Below are 13,894 nucleotides of genomic sequence, written 5' to 3'. Positions count from 1 at the left end.
GGCGCCGGGCAGCGTGGTGCCGACACGACGCGACGTCGACAAAAATGTCGGGATCATTGCATTCGTGTTTTCCCCGAAGCTAACCCAGGCATCGACACATGTCAACGCATGCCCTGCCGCCGGCGTCCGACCCCGAAAGGGGTGGCCCGACCCGCCACGATAGGACCGGGCCACGATCGGCAAGAAACTGCGAGCTATTGAGATGCTGATCTCCGCCGACCGCATCGGGCCACGACGAGGAGACGGCGACCCTACGCTTGTCGCCGGAATACCTGCGGCCGGTCGGGCGGCAGGAAAAGCACCGGTCCGAGGATCTGCGAATGCGTCGGAAATCTGCTCTGGACAATGACATCGCTGACGTCAGCACGGCAATTACCCGCAGTGGAACGTCGACCTCCCCCGCAGCGGACGCCGCGCGCCGAGCCGCGGTCGCCGAGGAACAGGAGTTTCTCGACTCGGCCATGGCCCGGCGCGACACTCTCGTCGAGCACCTCCAGGCAGAGCTTGCCTCAGCCGCCCTGGACGTGTTGGAACGGGCGCGGCTGCGCATGCTCCGCCAGCAGTACGAGCAGCTGCGGCGGGCGCAGGAACGGTTGGTCTTCGGCCGCCTCGACGGTCTCGACGGCACCGTGCGGCACGTGGGCCGGGTCGGCCTGCGCAGCGACGACGGCGACGGTGAGCCGCTGCTGCTGGACTGGCGCGCTCCTGCGGCCCGGCCGTTCTACACCGCGACGGCTGTCGACCCGCAGGGGCAGGCACGGCGTCGGCACATCCGCACGACGGGACCGGTGGTCGTCGGGGTGGACGACGAGCCGCTGGACGGGACCATGACAGCGGAACTCGTCGGTGAGGGCGCGCTGCTGGCCGCCCTGGACCAGCGGCGCACCGGTCACATGTCGGCAGCGATCTCCACGCTGCAACGCGAACAGGACGACATCATCCGGGCGGAGGCGACCGGCCCGCTGATCGTGCAGGGCGGCCCCGGCACCGGCAAGACGGTGGTGGCCCTGCACCGCGTCGCCTATCTCCTGTTCGCCCATCCGACGATGGCCGACCAGGCGGTCCTGGTCCTCGGTCCCTCCCCGCGGTTCCTCCGGTACATCGCCCAGGTGCTGCCCGCGCTCGGTGAGACCGCCGTCGTCTCGGCGACCTGCGACACCCTGCTGCCCGACATCCGCGTGGGCCGCGATGAGAGCCGCGCTCTCGCCGAGATCAAGGGCCGCGCCCTGTGGCAGGCCGCGCTCGAGAACTACGTCGGCTCGCTGTTCCCCCGGCCCCGTGAGTTGAAGCTGCGCTGGGAGGGCGAGTTCTACGTCATCCCCGCCGGGACGGTCGTCCAGATGCTCGCCTCGGTACGGGGACGTCCCTACCACCGGGCCCGCGAGGCGTGCGCCGAGCAGCTGCACCACCTCCTGACCGAAGCCGTCGTCGATCAACGCGAGGCGCTGATGCACGCGATGGAGGAGGGCTTCGAGGACATCCTCGCCCGCGTCGACCGGAGCATGGAGCAGGACGACCGGCCCGGCGGAGGGCCCACCGGCAGTGACGTCGACGGGCTGCTCTCCGAGGAGGAGATCGACATTCTCCGTGGTCGTATCGGGGAGGACGCGGCCATCGCCCGGTTCGTCGAGGCCTGGTGGCCCACCCTCGACGCCGAAGAGCTGGTGAGAGGTCTCCTGACCGACCGCTCCCTGCTCACCCGCTTCGTTCCCCGGTTGTCCGAAGCGGAGATCACCGCCGTATCGACCGAGCCCGCACCGTGGGCTCCGAGCGACATCCCCCTGCTCGACGCCGTCGCCGACCTGCTCGGCGAAACCGAGGCCCCGCCACCGCCCGGCGAGTTCGTCGCCGACCACGCCCGCCGGCAGCGCGGCTGGGTGTACGGCCACGTCGTCATCGACGAGGCGCAGGAGCTGTCCGAGATGCAGTGGCAGATGGTGCTGCGGCGTTGTCCCAGTCGATCCGTCACGGCGGTCGGCGACATCGATCAGACGGAGGCGGCGCACCGGCACACCACCTGGGCACAGGCGGTACGGGCAGCTTTCGGCGAACGGTGGACCGCGGCGGAACTCACCATCTGCTACCGCACCCCGCGCGAGGTCATGGACCTCACCGGGCCCGTCCTGAAGCGGGCCGGTAGCCGCAACTCCCCGCCCCGGGCGGTGCGTTCCTGCGGCATCGACCCCTGGGTGCGCACGGTCGCCCCTGCGGAGCTTGCCGCCACCGTTGCCCGGGCCGTCCGGCAGTTGCAGCAACGTTGGCACGGCGGCACGGTGGGCGTCATCGCCCCCGCCGACCGTATCGCCGAACTCCACGCCGTACCGGGTGACGTGCCGGTGCTCACCGCGGTCCAGGCCAAGGGACTGGAATGGGATGCGGCGCTCCTCGTCGACCCCCAGGGCATCGCCGCCGGGCCGCGCGGTTGGAACGGCCTCTACGTCGCGCTCACCCGGTGCACCCAGGAACTCGGACAGCTGGTTCTCGCGTAGCGGGGGTCGGCGGGTGTGCGCGGCGGTGCCGTGCTCGGGCCCCATGGCGGCCGGGACCGGCTCGTCGAGGTGCGGCAGGTCGTGGTCGGCAAGGTCGACGCCGCCCAGGACGAAGTGTGCTCAGGGGACTCACCCCGGCCGAACGCGCCCGGCTCAGCCGCCTGCTGCACCGCCTGGTCGACCTGCCGCCGGGCTGACCGGCAGGCCACCGGCGGTGGCGGCGTCGAGGAAGGCACGGGGCCGGCCCGGCCTGCGTCGGACGGGCCGGCCCCGGAGCAGGGTCAGACCGTGACGACCCGGTTGTCCACGATGGAGTCGAACGTCGACTCGGGGGTGATCAGTCCCCACTTCACCATCCACCGGTAGGTGCGCTCGAACTCGGCCTCCGGGTACGGCTCCGGGTCGACGTAGCGCAGCCGGCCCAGCCGGAAGTCCGCCGGTTCCAGCTTCACCAGGTCCTCGGGCACCTCGGCGACGAAGTGGTGCAGGTACGGCCGGATGTCCTCGTTGATCTTCGCGACGGCCCGGCGGACGGCCCGGTCGACGGCGGCGAAGGTCTCCGGGTCGACGTCGGCGCTGGCGATCTCCGAGCCGACGTAGAACGCCTCGGTTATCAGCACGTAGCCGAGCTTCTCGGCGGCGGTGGTCCACGGCTCCATCAGCGCCACCGCGTCGATCTCGCCGTCGCGCAGCCTGCGGAACCGTTCGGCCGGTCCGCCGGCGTGCACCACCTTGATCTCGTCGGATTCCAGAAAGCCCTCCAGGGACTGGATGGCCAGGTAGTGCGAGCCGTGGTGGAAGTTGACGCCGACGGTCTTGTTGGCCAGGGCCTGCGGATGCCTGATGCCGGAGTCGGGCCGTACGAAGATCGCCTGGCTGGCCACGGAGGCCCGCTTGGCGATGATCTGGCCTCCGCGTCCACTGTCGTGGGAACGGCGGATCTGCCCCCACTCGCAGGCCCGGTAGAGGGAGACGTCGCCGCTCTCGAACGGCTTGGAGATGCCGCCGAACGAGCTGACCAGTTCGTGTTCCTCGATCGGCTTGAGCACCGCGTCGTACGAACCGGGGGCGACCAGTTCCAGGTCGATGCCCTCCTCGGCGAAGTAGCCGTGCTCCATGCCGACGAGGTACGGCAGGGTGAAGATGGCGCCGCTGCGGACGCTCCTGACCTTCGTGAGTGCCACCGTGGTGGTCCTTTCTGTGCTGGTGTCGTGCTGTGCGTTATCGGGCGGGTGTGGCGGTCGGTGCTGCCGTCGACGGGTCCCCGTTGCCCACCACCTCCTCTCCCGTGGTTGGTCCGGACGGCGGCCGGAACAGCCGCCACGTCGCGTACGCGCAGTACACGGTGGTGGCCGCGACGAGCCCGTACGCCACGCGCAGGGCGGTGGTGAAGTCGTCGGGCGCTTCGGCGGCGACCCGGGCGACGTCGTCGGTGGGCTGACCGGTCAGGGCCAGCACCGACACCACCACCGCCCCGAGGACGGCGACGCCGAGGTTGGTGCCGATCTGGCGGGAGGCGCTGGTGATGGCGCTGGCCACCCCGGCCCGGTCGCGAGGCAGGCTGTTCACGGCGGTGTTGGTGGCCGGCGGGTTGACCAGGCCCATGCCGGCGCCGAGCAGGAGGTAGCCGCCGAGCAGCGGGGCCAGGCCCGCGTCGGTGGTGACGGTCAGGGCGAGCAGGGTCATCGACGCCACGAACGACAGGTGCCCGACGGTGGCGGGCAGCCGGCCGCCGCGCCGGCCGACGATCCGGCCGGAGACGTTGGCGAGCACCAGCGTGCCGAGGGTGGTCGGCAGGGTCAGCAGACCGGTGGCCAGCGGGCTGTATCCGTGGACCTGTTGCAGATAGAAGGTGTTGACGAAGTTGAACCCGCCCAGCGCCAGGTAGGCCACGACCGCGGTGAGCACCGCGCCGCGCAGCGCGGGGATCGCCAGGTGACGTGGGTCGAGCACCGGGTCGGGGCGACGGCGGGCCGCCGGCACGTACCCGACGGCGGCGGCCACCGCCACGGCGACGGCGACCAGGACCGGGCCGGTCAGCCAGCCCCGGCTGGGGCCGTCGATCAGGGCGAACGTGAAGCCGACCAGGACCAGGGCGGCCAGGGTGTTGCCCAGCCCGTCGAGGCGGCGGGGTGGACCGGCCACGACGCCCGGCGGCAACAGCCGGGTGCCCAGGTACAGCAGCGCCGCGCCGCCGACGCTCACGGCGAACAGGCTGCGCCAGCCGGCGGCCTGCACCAGCACCCCGCCGACCAGGGGTCCGCAGGCGGCCGACACCCCGGCTGTCGCGCTCCAGGTGCCCAGTGCCCGGCCGCGCCGTACCGCGTCGGGGAACAGGTTGGCGATGAGCGCGAGGGCGGGCGGGGCCATCAACGCTCCCCCGACGCCCTGCACGCCCCGGGCGGCGATCAGGGCGGGCGCGTGCGGGGCCGCCCCGCACAGCACCGACCCCGCCGCGAACACCAGCAGCCCGACCCGGAACGTCCGCCGCCGCCCGAACCGGTCGGCGACCGCGCCGCAGAGCAGGGTGAGGCTGGCCCGCACCAGGGCGTTGCTGGTCGCCACCCACTGCAACTCGGTCGTGCTCAGCCGCAGTTCGCGGTGCACCGACGGCAGGGCGAGGTTCAACGCCGCGCCGTCGAGGACGCCGAGGAACAGCGTGCCGCAGCACACCAGCAGGGCGGCGCGGCTGCGCCAGGGCAGGGACATCGCCGGCTCAGAGCTTCTCGTACACCGGCTTGCCGGCCCGCTTCTTCAGCACGCCGACCTCGACGGCCAGGTCGATCTGCTTCTCCAGGTTGGCGAAGACGGTGTCGTCCCACACGTCGGCGTACACCGGGGCGAGCCGCTCCGGCAGCAGCTCGATGGCCTTCTTCTCGGTGGCGGGAACGCCGTAGTCGGCGTGGTACCTCCCGATCAGGGTGGGGTCCTGCTTGATCAGTTGCCAGGCTTCCAGGGTGAAGTCGACGTACGCCCTGGCGGTCTCCCGGTGGGCGGCCAGCCAGTCGCGGCGGACGGCGGTGCCGTTGAGGAACAGCGGGCTGCGCTCGCCGGTGCCCTTACGCCACAGCTCGTCGACGGAGGCGAGCTGCCGGTTGCCGGAGCCGACCAGGCGGGTGGCGTTGGGTTCGATGGCGATGATCGCGTCGAGGTCGCCGCGTTCGTACAGCGCGAGGTTGGCGATCGGCTGCCCGGTGAACAGCTTGAACTCCCGGTCGAAGCGGATGCCGTTGACGGCTGCGGCGAGCGCCGCCGCCCGGTAGGTGTCGCTGCTGGGTGGCTGTACGCCGACCTTCCTGCCCTTCAGGTCGGCGATGCTCTGGTAGGGACTGTCGGCGGGGACGATCCAGCGGCCGTGGTTCCACAGGGACGGTCCGACGATGACCACGTCGTGGCCGCTGGTGTTGACCTCGGTCGCGCCCAGCGGGCCGAAGGCGTAGATGTCGAGCACGCCGGTGAGCAGCTGCTCCTGTCCCGCGCCCGGACCGCCGCCGGCCTTGCGGTCGAGGCGGAGCCCGTGTTTGGCCTCCAGGCCGAACTGCTCGGCCACGGAGTCGCGGATCGCCCCCGCCGTGCCGGGGCTGCGGGGCTGCACCTTGGCGCTGCGGGTGCCGGCGGCGGCCGGCTCGTCGGTGCCGCAGGCGCTCAGCAGGGTGGCCGCGCCGGCGCCGCCGGCGACAAGCCCGGCGGCGCGCAGTAGGGATCGTCGAGTGAGGGGTGTCGTGGACACGGGGGTTCCTTCCAGGTGGTTCAGGGGTGCCCCGGCTCGCGGGGTGTGGGTGGCGGGCCGGTGGCCGCGCCGAGGGGTGGGGCGGGTTCAGGTGAGGGCGGCGACGATGCGGCGATGCACGTCGAACAGGTCGGGGTCCTCGGGGCTGCGGGGGCGCGGGCGGTCGATGCGGTACTCCCCGACCACCTCGGCGGGGCGTCCGCCGAGCACCACCACCCGGTCAGCGAGGAACGCGGCCTCCAGCGCGTTGTGGGTGACCAGCAGGCCGGTGCGCGGGGTGCGCAGCCAGAGCTGTTGCAGCAGCAGCCGCAGGCGGCGGGCGGTCAGCTCGTCCAGCGCGCTGAACGGCTCGTCGAGCAGCAGCACCTCGGGGCGGACGACGAACGCGCGGGCCACGGCGACGCGTTGACGTTGCCCACCGGAGAGCACCGACGGATACGACCGGGCGTACTCGGTCAGGCCGACGGCGTCGAGGATCGGGGCGACCTCGGCGGGGTCGACCCCGGCCGCCGTGGCGGCGAGCCGCACGTTGGTCTCGACGGAGGTCCAGTCGAGCAGCCGGGGCTGCTGGAACACCATGCCGAGGCGGGGCCGCCCGTCGCCGGTGGAGACGGTGCCCGCGTCGGGGCGTTCCAGGCCGGCGATCAGGTGCATCAGGGTGGTCTTGCCGGTGCCGGAGCCGCCGACCACGGCGACCAGTTCGTCGGGGGCGAGGGTGAGGGAGAAGTCGCGGAAGATCTGTTGCCGTTCGCCGGTGCGCCGGCTGGTGAACGCCTTGTCGACGCCGTCGACGCTGATCCGGACGCTCATCGCAGGGCCACCCGCCGCCAGCGCACCGAGCGGTGTTCCAGGGTCTGTAGCAGCCCGTACTCGATGGCGGCCATGACCAGGGCGAAGGCGACGGTCCAGGCGAGCACGCCGGCCACGTTGTGCTGGGAGAACTCCAGGTTGAGCTGGTAGCCGACGCCGTCGGCGAGGCCGAAGATCTCCACCAGCACGATGACCTTCCAGGCCATCGCGATGCCCAGGCGTGCCCCGGTGAACAGGTCGGGGAGGATGGCGGGCAGCCACACATAGCGCAGCCGGGTCAGCGCGTCGAACCGGTAGACGTGGGCCATCTCGCTCAGCGCCGGGTCGACCGACCGGACGCCCTGTGCGACGTTGATGGTCAGTGCGGGAGCCGCCGCGAGTGCGACGGTGAGGACGGGGTTGAGCAGGCTCACCCCGAACCAGATGACGCACAGCAGGGCTTTGACCAGGCCGGGGGTGGCCAGTCCGATGAGCACGGCGGGCTCCAGGAAGCGGCGCAGCCACTCGCTGCGGCCCATCGCGATGCCGGCGGCGACGGAGACGACGAAGGCCGCCGCGAAGCCGAGCACGACGCGGGTGAGGGTGACCCGGACGTTCTCCGCCAGCGCGCCGCTGGTGGTGATGTCGGCCAGGTTGCGGGCGACCGCGCCGAGGCCGGGGATCAGGGCGCTGCCGGCGGTGTGTGCCATGAGCTGCCAGCCGGCCGCGAGCAGGCCGACGAGCAGCAGCGCGGGCAGGGGCCGGGTGAGGCGCGCGGCGACGCCGGTGACGGGTGGACGGTCCGGCGGCGCGGGTGACCGCCCGCCGCCGAGCACGACCTCCTCGACGCCGACGGGGTGCGTGACGGTCATCGACATCCCATCCTTCGGTACATGAGCCGCGTCGTTCTCGACGCCGGCAGACCGGTGACCAGCACGAAAATGCCAGCCCGTTCATTTCCTATCCTGTCGATAGGATTAGTAGGCTTGCAATGGCCGTCTCACCTGACGGGATACACCTTGTGGAGTAGTCGACCAAGCGCGACGGGTAACCGTCGCCGACCGGAGGCGTCCCGGGTCGGGCCTCCGGTCGGGCCGTCCGCCGGGAGGACCGGGCCGGGAGGGCGGGCGGGCGGATGGACCACGGGACCCGCGTGCACACATGGACGGCCGGTGTGACCGCGGCTCCGAGGGGAGGCGGTCACACCGGCCGGTGTGACGGTCGGGTCAGGAGACGACGCAGCTGACCCCGTTGAGGGTGAAGGAGGCGGGCCGACCGGTGTTGCCGGTGTGGGTGGCCTGGAAGCCGATGTCGGTGGAGCCACCGGCCGCCAGCGTCCCGTTGTACGAGACGTTGCGGGCGGAGACCTGGCCGCTGGTGCCGGTGTAGGTGGCGTTCCAGCCGTTGGTGAGCGTCTGCCCGGCGGGCAGGGTGAAGGCCAGGGTCCACCCGTCGATCGCCGACGTGCCGAGGTTGGTGATGCGGATGCTGGCGGTGAACCCGTCGTTCCAGGAGTTCATCGTGTAGCCCACCGCGCAGTCACCGGACTGACCCGGCGGCGGCGTGGTGGGGGGAGGCGTGGTGGGTGGGGGCGTGGTGGGCGGGGGCGTGGTCGGCGGCGGCGTGGTGGGCGGCGGCGTGGTGGGGGGCGGGGTGGTCGGCGGCGTGGTGGTGAAGGTGATGTTCGAGACGTAGGAGTTGATGTTCCAGCTCGCGTCCGAGTCGGTCTGGCTGGTGACCGGTCGACCCTGGACGGTGAAGTTGGTGAAGTGCACCCCGCTGATGTTGACCGTCGAGGAGCGTCCGTGCAGGTTGACGACCTTCTTCACGTCCGAGGAGACGTTGGTGAAGTAGGCGTTGCGAATCGTCGAGGTGTTCTTCACCGTCCGCCAGGACGGCGGGCGGTCCTCCTGGAGGTCGATCAGGCTGTCGGTCTGTTCGACCCGGACGTCCTCCCACCGGGTGTTCGACACGACGGCGGTGTCGACCGCGTCGATCACCATCGAGCGCCCCGCCTTCACCACGTCGATGTCGCGGAAGACGATCCCGTCCATCGACGTGCCCTCGGTCTTGGTGCCGATCTTCGCGCAGGCGGAGTTGCTGTAGCAGACGACGTGCTCGTGGACGACGTTCCTGGTGTTGACGATGCCGTTGGCGAACTCGTTCTTGGTCGCCATGTTGTCGTCGCCGGTGTAGAGGAACGCGTTCGACAGCAGGCTGTTGGTCGACTCGTCGAAGTCCACGCCGTCGGTGTTGTTGTACCCCGAGTTCGGCCGGCAGTTGATCAGCTTGTAGTTCCGGATGGTGACCCGGTCGCTGCGGTAGACCAGGGTGTTCCAGTAGCTGGAGTCGCGGACGGTGACGCCGTCGACCAGGATGTCGGAGCTCTCCTCGATCTTCAGCACGGCCAGGTTGATGCCCTGGGCCCGCAGGTACTTGCCGTTGCCGTCGATGACCCCACGACCCAGCAGTTTCGCGTTGCGCACCTGGTACATCCGCAGCGAGGCGTGCTGCATGCCCTCGATGTTCACCCCGCCGCTGCCGGTGTTGAAGTCCGCCTTCTGGTTCGAGCCGTAGAGGACCGCGCCGGCGGCCAGGTAGAGGGTCATGTTGCTCTTCATCCACAGCTCACCGACCTGGTACCGGCCCGGCGGCACGTACAGGATGTTCCGGGTCGCACCGGACGCGGCGTTGATCGCGCTCTGGATCTTGGAGGTGACCAGCGTCCCCCCGGTGTTGTCGACGCCGTAGTCGGCCAGGCTCTTGACGTCGGCGTCGCCCACCTGCGGCGCGTCCGCCTCGGGCGCGTCGATCAGGACGAACAGCAACTCCTTGGCGTCGAACTGGACGATCAGGTAGTTGGGGCCGCTGGTGAAGCTGATCGTGTTGCCGCTGCGGGCGACGGCGAGCTTCCGGCTCTTGGGGCTCACGGTGTACGAGTTGAAGCCCTCGGCGACGGTGACCGAGAACTGGGCGGTACCCGCCGCCGCCATCGAGCAGTGCGCGTAGTGCACCTGCATCTCCGGGGCGTACTTGGTCATCTTCTCGACGAACAGCGGGTTGGCGTCCGCCGTGACGGTGTAGAGCGTGCTCTTCGTCGCGCCACGCAGGGCGGGGTCGGCGACGCAGCCGCCGGCGGCCGCACCTGACGAGTCGTTCGCGGCTGCCGCGGTCGCACCGTGGACCGGTGCCACCACCGCGCCCGTCGCGACACCGCCGACGGCGAGGAGAGCGATCGTTGCCCAGATCGCGAGGCGTCTGTTCTTCATGGGGACCCTTCTCGGGGATGGACTGGGTGCGCCCGGACCACTCCCCGCCACGGGAGGGTCGGCTTCGGCGCGCGACCGTCGGCCATGGCGCGGGACCCCGGCACCGGTCCCGACGGGCCCTTCCGTGTCGATCGCCGCGCGCCCGGTTTTCTCGCAGCGGGGACACGGAGCCGACAACGGGCCCCGCCAAGAAACATTTCCACAGCGGACACTACGCATGACATGCACATTCGTCAATGACGAGAGGGTCGGTGGACGGAAACTATCGGGATCGAAGCCGGAAACTTTCCATCAGCCCGAGCCGCGCCGGGCCGGGGCGAGCGGCCCGGCGCAGACCGGGATCGAGGCGGCCACGACGCCTGCGGTACGGCACAGCACCGCTGCGTCCACCGTCCGACGGCACGCCGGCCGCGCCTGCGCACCCGTCGGTCCCGCAGGTCATGGTTCCTCCGACCCACCCGCCCCTCACCGTCGCGACCGGCGGCATATGGTGGTGGCGTCGGCAGTGGCGGGATCAGGGAAGGAAGCGCGGTGACGAAGCACTACCGGGCCGTCGCGTTCTTCGAGTTCGGCGACCCCGAGGTGCTGCGGATGATCGAACGGCCGGTCGAGGCGCCCGGACGCGGCCAGGTACGCATCGCCGTGCGCGCGGCCGGGGTGAACCCGCTCGACTGGAAACTGCGCAGCGGGAAGGCTCCGTTCATCCGGGTCGACTTCCCGGCCGTGCCCGGCGGAGAGGTCTCCGGCGTCGTCGACGCGGTGGGGCCGGGCGTCACCCGCTTCGCCGTCGGCGACGAGGTTCTCGGCACCACCGGTGTCGGTGGGTACGCCGAGCAGGTCCTCGCCCCCGCCGACACGGTCGCGACCAAGCCGGCCGGACTCCCGTGGGACGTCGCCGGCGGACTGCCGATCGCGTCCAACACCGCCGCGTACGCGCTCGGCGAACTCGGCCTCGCAGCAGGGGAGACGCTCCTGATCGACGCAGCGGCCGGTGGGGTGGGCACCGTGGCCGGCCAACTCGCGCTCCGCGCCGGAGCCAACGTCATCGGTACGGCAAGCGAGGCCAACCACGAGTACCTGCGCCTGCTCGGGATCCAGCCGGTCGCCTACGGCGAAGGACTGACCGAACGGATCCGGGCGATCGCCCCCGCAGGAGTCGACGCGGCGCTGGACGCCTCCGGACGGGGCGGCCTGCCGACCCTCGTCGCGGCCGCCGGTGGCCCACAGCGGGTGCTCACCATCGCCGATCCCGCTGCGCAGCAGCACGGTGTCCGGTTCATCTCCACCGGCTCCGCCGGCGCCGCGGAGCGGATCGCCGTCGCGGCGACGCTCGCGGCGCAGGGCCTGCTACGTCTGGCGGTCGCCGGCACCTACCGACTCGAGGAGGCCGTCGAGGCGCAGCGGGTGAGCGAGCAGGGCCACGTACGTGGCAAGCTCGTCATCATGCCCTGAGGACCTCTCGGCGGGACGCCGCCGGTTCGCCCGGCCGTGCCCGACGAACGGGGCGGGGAGCAGCCGGCGGGGGAACTGGAGCACGGCATCCCCCGCCCGCCCGGCCACCCGGCGCGACGGGTCGCTCAGGAGGCGAGGGCGTGCGCCGGACCGAAGCCGAAGCGGAACCCGACACCCCGCACGGTGATGATCGAACCAGCCGTCCCGATCTTCTGGCGCAGGGTGCCCACATGGGTGTCCAGGGTCCGACTGGCCCGCGACGACCGCCGGGCCACGGCACCGCCGTCCTGCCAGACCCGTGCCATCAACTCCTCCCTGGTGAACACCCGGTCGGGGTGGGAGGCGAGCAGATACAGCAGGTCGAACTCCTTGCGGGTCAGCGCGAGCGGTCGCGGACCCACGGCGACCTGACGCAGGGCCGGATCGATCCGCAGTGCGCCGTACTGCAGCATCCCGCCGTCGCGGGCCGGATAGCTGCGGCGCAGCAGTGCCTCCATGCGGGCGGCCAGCTCACGCAGCCCGTACGGCTTACCCATGCAGTCGTCCGCGCCGGCTTGCAGGCCCAGCACCCGATCGGCTTCGCTGTTGCCGGTGGAGAAGGCGATTATCGGGATGTCGCCCGCGGCGCGGATGTGCCGGCACACGTCGAGTCCGTCGATGTCAGGCAGGTCCAGGCCGAGCAGGATCAGGTCACTGTCCTCGAAGGAGGAGAGCGCCTCCCTCCCACTGTGCACCGGTGTGGCGCGATAGCCCAGGCGGCGTGCGCAGCCGACGAGCCGGTCCGCCGCGAAACCGTCATGCTCAACCGCAAGTACGTGCACGTGGCTCCCCCGGTTCATGCGATACGACAACTCGGCGGTCTCGACCGGCACGTCGACGCGCCGGGCGGCGGTGCTGATGGAACCTCGGGGACGACGCCCCGGTACTTCCAATAAGAAACCGACCGACCCGTTTCGTCAAACCGGAATTGCGCATCGCTGATGACTCTTTGTCACCGCCGACCTGGGGTCCTCCAGCGAGCGATCATGGAATTTGCCTGGATAAATCAATCGTTAATTGGTCAATTCAGACCAGCGCGCTGAGTGGAAGGTATCGACGGTGATAAACGTCACACCAGTCATAACAGCCTGACTGGTATCTTTTTCTCCTGCCAGTCGACCGACTACGGGGGCCTGGTCATGACCGATGCGTCTGCTGCGGAGCTTCGCAGGGACACGGCGGCGATCCGATGAAGCTGTGCTACGACTCCACGGTCCCCCGTCAGTTGGTACACCGGCCACCCGTCGCCGAGGTCCTGCTCGCCGACCGGCAGCAGACGGGCCCGACCACGTTCGCCCTCGCCGCGCAGTGGCCGCGGGGGAACTCCTTCCGCGGCGTACGGGACGGCCGGTTCGACCCCCTGCTGGCCGCCGAGACGATCCGGCAGGCCGGGATCCTGTCGGCGCACGTCGGCTCGGCTCTTCCCCGCCGAACGGTTCAGCCCTCGGAGAGCTCCTTGTGGACCGCGACCAGGTAGTTCAGGTAATAGTGCAGCCGCTTGGACAACACCAGGCCGGGCAGGACGACCTGCCAGAGATCCACCATGCGGTCGGGCAGGTTACGCCGCTCGTTGAGGACCTGCGCGACCAGTTGGAGACCCGTGAAGGAGCTGACGATGAACTTCGCGAGCCGGTCCAGCTCGACGCTGGTACGGACGTCACGCTCCGCCGTCGCGCGTTCGAGCAGGCTGCGGACGATCATGATCCAGTCGAGGTACGGGTCGGGCAGCGGACGCTGGAAGGTGCCCTGTTCCAGGGTGAGCCGGATGCCACCACGCACCAGGGGGTGTTCGACGAGCTGGATGGAGAGGCTGAACGACATCCGGATCAGCGCCTCCAGGGCAGGGTCGTCGTCGATGAAGGAGCGGGCGTGGTCGGTCCAGATGGCATGCTGCTCCTGCACCACCGCGTGCGCCAGCTCCTCTTTGGAGGAGAAGTGGAAGTAGAGTGACCCCTTGGTCACCCCGGCGTGGGCGATGATGTCCACAAGGCTGGTGGCAACGTACCCGTAACGGTCGAAGAGGTCCGCAGCCGCCTTGATGATGGTGGACCTCGTCATCTCGGCACGCGCCTGCCTCGCCATGGTCCGCCCCCTCTAAAGAAACCGGTCGTTCGGTATTTTCTCGG

At 70.7% G+C, this 13,894-nt stretch carries 10 protein-coding genes and 2 pseudogenes; 3 read left to right on the top strand and 9 right to left on the bottom strand.

Annotated features, from left to right (window positions below):
* Positions 1-461 precede the first annotated feature (461 nt).
* On the top strand, positions 462-2,489 hold the full coding sequence (locus ACN260_RS09685) for a HelD family protein (protein WP_422755624.1): 2,028 nt from the start codon (positions 462-464) through the stop codon (positions 2,487-2,489).
* 281 nt (positions 2,490-2,770) lie between these two features.
* Here the strand turns inward: ACN260_RS09685 and ACN260_RS09680 are convergent, their stop codons facing one another.
* The 7 genes and pseudogenes from ACN260_RS09680 to ACN260_RS09650 form a co-directional block, all read right to left on the bottom strand.
* A complete protein-coding gene (locus ACN260_RS09680) occupies positions 2,771-3,673 on the bottom strand; it encodes an ABC transporter substrate-binding protein (protein ID WP_422755623.1) in 903 nt (300 codons plus the stop codon).
* Between the two features lie 37 nt (positions 3,674-3,710).
* Entirely contained in the window at positions 3,711-5,198 is a 1,488-nt protein-coding gene (locus tag ACN260_RS09675; protein WP_422755622.1) for an MFS transporter, read from the bottom strand.
* A 7-nt stretch (positions 5,199-5,205) separates the two neighbouring features.
* Positions 5,206-6,219 (bottom strand): ABC transporter substrate-binding protein, encoded by a 1,014-nt coding sequence (locus tag ACN260_RS09670; RefSeq protein WP_422755621.1) that lies wholly within the window; start codon positions 6,217-6,219, stop codon positions 5,206-5,208.
* Between the two features lie 87 nt (positions 6,220-6,306).
* Entirely contained in the window at positions 6,307-7,029 is a 723-nt protein-coding gene (locus tag ACN260_RS09665) for an ABC transporter ATP-binding protein (RefSeq protein WP_422755620.1), read from the bottom strand.
* Positions 7,026-7,880 carry an ABC transporter permease gene (locus tag ACN260_RS09660; protein WP_422755619.1) on the bottom strand — a complete coding sequence of 285 codons (855 nt, stop codon included), beginning with the start codon at positions 7,878-7,880 and terminating at the stop codon, positions 7,026-7,028. Before ACN260_RS09660 ends, ACN260_RS09665 begins: the two co-directional genes overlap by 4 nt.
* A gap of 354 nt (positions 7,881-8,234) precedes the next feature.
* Positions 8,235-8,669 (bottom strand): annotated as a pseudogene (locus tag ACN260_RS09655) (cellulose binding domain-containing protein); the annotation flags it as partial.
* An 84-nt stretch (positions 8,670-8,753) separates the two neighbouring features.
* A pseudogene (locus ACN260_RS09650) lies at positions 8,754-10,001 on the bottom strand (glycosyl hydrolase family 28 protein); the annotation flags it as partial.
* 867 nt (positions 10,002-10,868) lie between these two features.
* On the opposite strand from ACN260_RS09650, the gene ACN260_RS09645 reads away from it, so the two are divergent.
* A complete protein-coding gene (locus tag ACN260_RS09645) occupies positions 10,869-11,729 on the top strand; it encodes an NADP-dependent oxidoreductase (protein ID WP_422756677.1) in 861 nt (286 codons plus the stop codon).
* 125 nt (positions 11,730-11,854) lie between these two features.
* Here ACN260_RS09645 and ACN260_RS09640 read toward each other — a convergent pair whose 3' ends face one another.
* Positions 11,855-12,601: a response regulator transcription factor gene (locus ACN260_RS09640; protein ID WP_422755618.1), complete on the bottom strand. Its 747-nt coding sequence runs from the start codon at positions 12,599-12,601 to the stop codon at positions 11,855-11,857.
* 356 nt (positions 12,602-12,957) lie between these two features.
* Here ACN260_RS09640 and ACN260_RS09635 point away from each other — a divergent pair, with 356 nt between their 5' ends.
* Positions 12,958-13,245, top strand: a complete 288-nt coding sequence (locus ACN260_RS09635; RefSeq protein ID WP_422755617.1) for an AfsA-related hotdog domain-containing protein — start codon at positions 12,958-12,960, stop codon at positions 13,243-13,245.
* Here the strand turns inward: ACN260_RS09635 and ACN260_RS09630 are convergent.
* Positions 13,206-13,850 (bottom strand): ScbR family autoregulator-binding transcription factor, encoded by a 645-nt coding sequence (locus ACN260_RS09630; protein WP_422755616.1) that lies wholly within the window; start codon positions 13,848-13,850, stop codon positions 13,206-13,208. The two genes, ACN260_RS09635 and ACN260_RS09630, sit on opposite strands and share 40 nt — an antisense overlap.
* Between the last annotated feature and the right edge of the window lie 44 nt (positions 13,851-13,894).

This window comes from Micromonospora sp. WMMD708, from assembly GCF_049315245.1.
Classification (GTDB): Bacteria; Actinomycetota; Actinomycetes; order Mycobacteriales; family Micromonosporaceae; genus Micromonospora; species Micromonospora wenchangensis.
The sequence above is the reverse complement of the archived record's forward strand: the minus strand, read 5'-3'. Positions and strand labels throughout refer to the sequence as shown.

Coding starts and splice junctions, on each gene's coding strand:
- ACN260_RS09685 (WP_422755624.1), top strand. CDS start 462: ATGGCCCGGCGCGACACTCTCGTCGAGCACCTCCAGGCAGAGCTTGCC.
- ACN260_RS09675 (WP_422755622.1), bottom strand. CDS start 5,198: ATGTCCCTGCCCTGGCGCAGCCGCGCCGCCCTGCTGGTGTGCTGCGGC.
- ACN260_RS09665 (WP_422755620.1), bottom strand. CDS start 7,029: ATGAGCGTCCGGATCAGCGTCGACGGCGTCGACAAGGCGTTCACCAGC.
- ACN260_RS09660 (WP_422755619.1), bottom strand. CDS start 7,880: ATGACCGTCACGCACCCCGTCGGCGTCGAGGAGGTCGTGCTCGGCGGC.
- ACN260_RS09645 (WP_422756677.1), top strand. CDS start 10,869: ATGATCGAACGGCCGGTCGAGGCGCCCGGACGCGGCCAGGTACGCATC.
- ACN260_RS09635 (WP_422755617.1), top strand. CDS start 12,958: ATGAAGCTGTGCTACGACTCCACGGTCCCCCGTCAGTTGGTACACCGG.
- ACN260_RS09630 (WP_422755616.1), bottom strand. CDS start 13,850: ATGGCGAGGCAGGCGCGTGCCGAGATGACGAGGTCCACCATCATCAAG.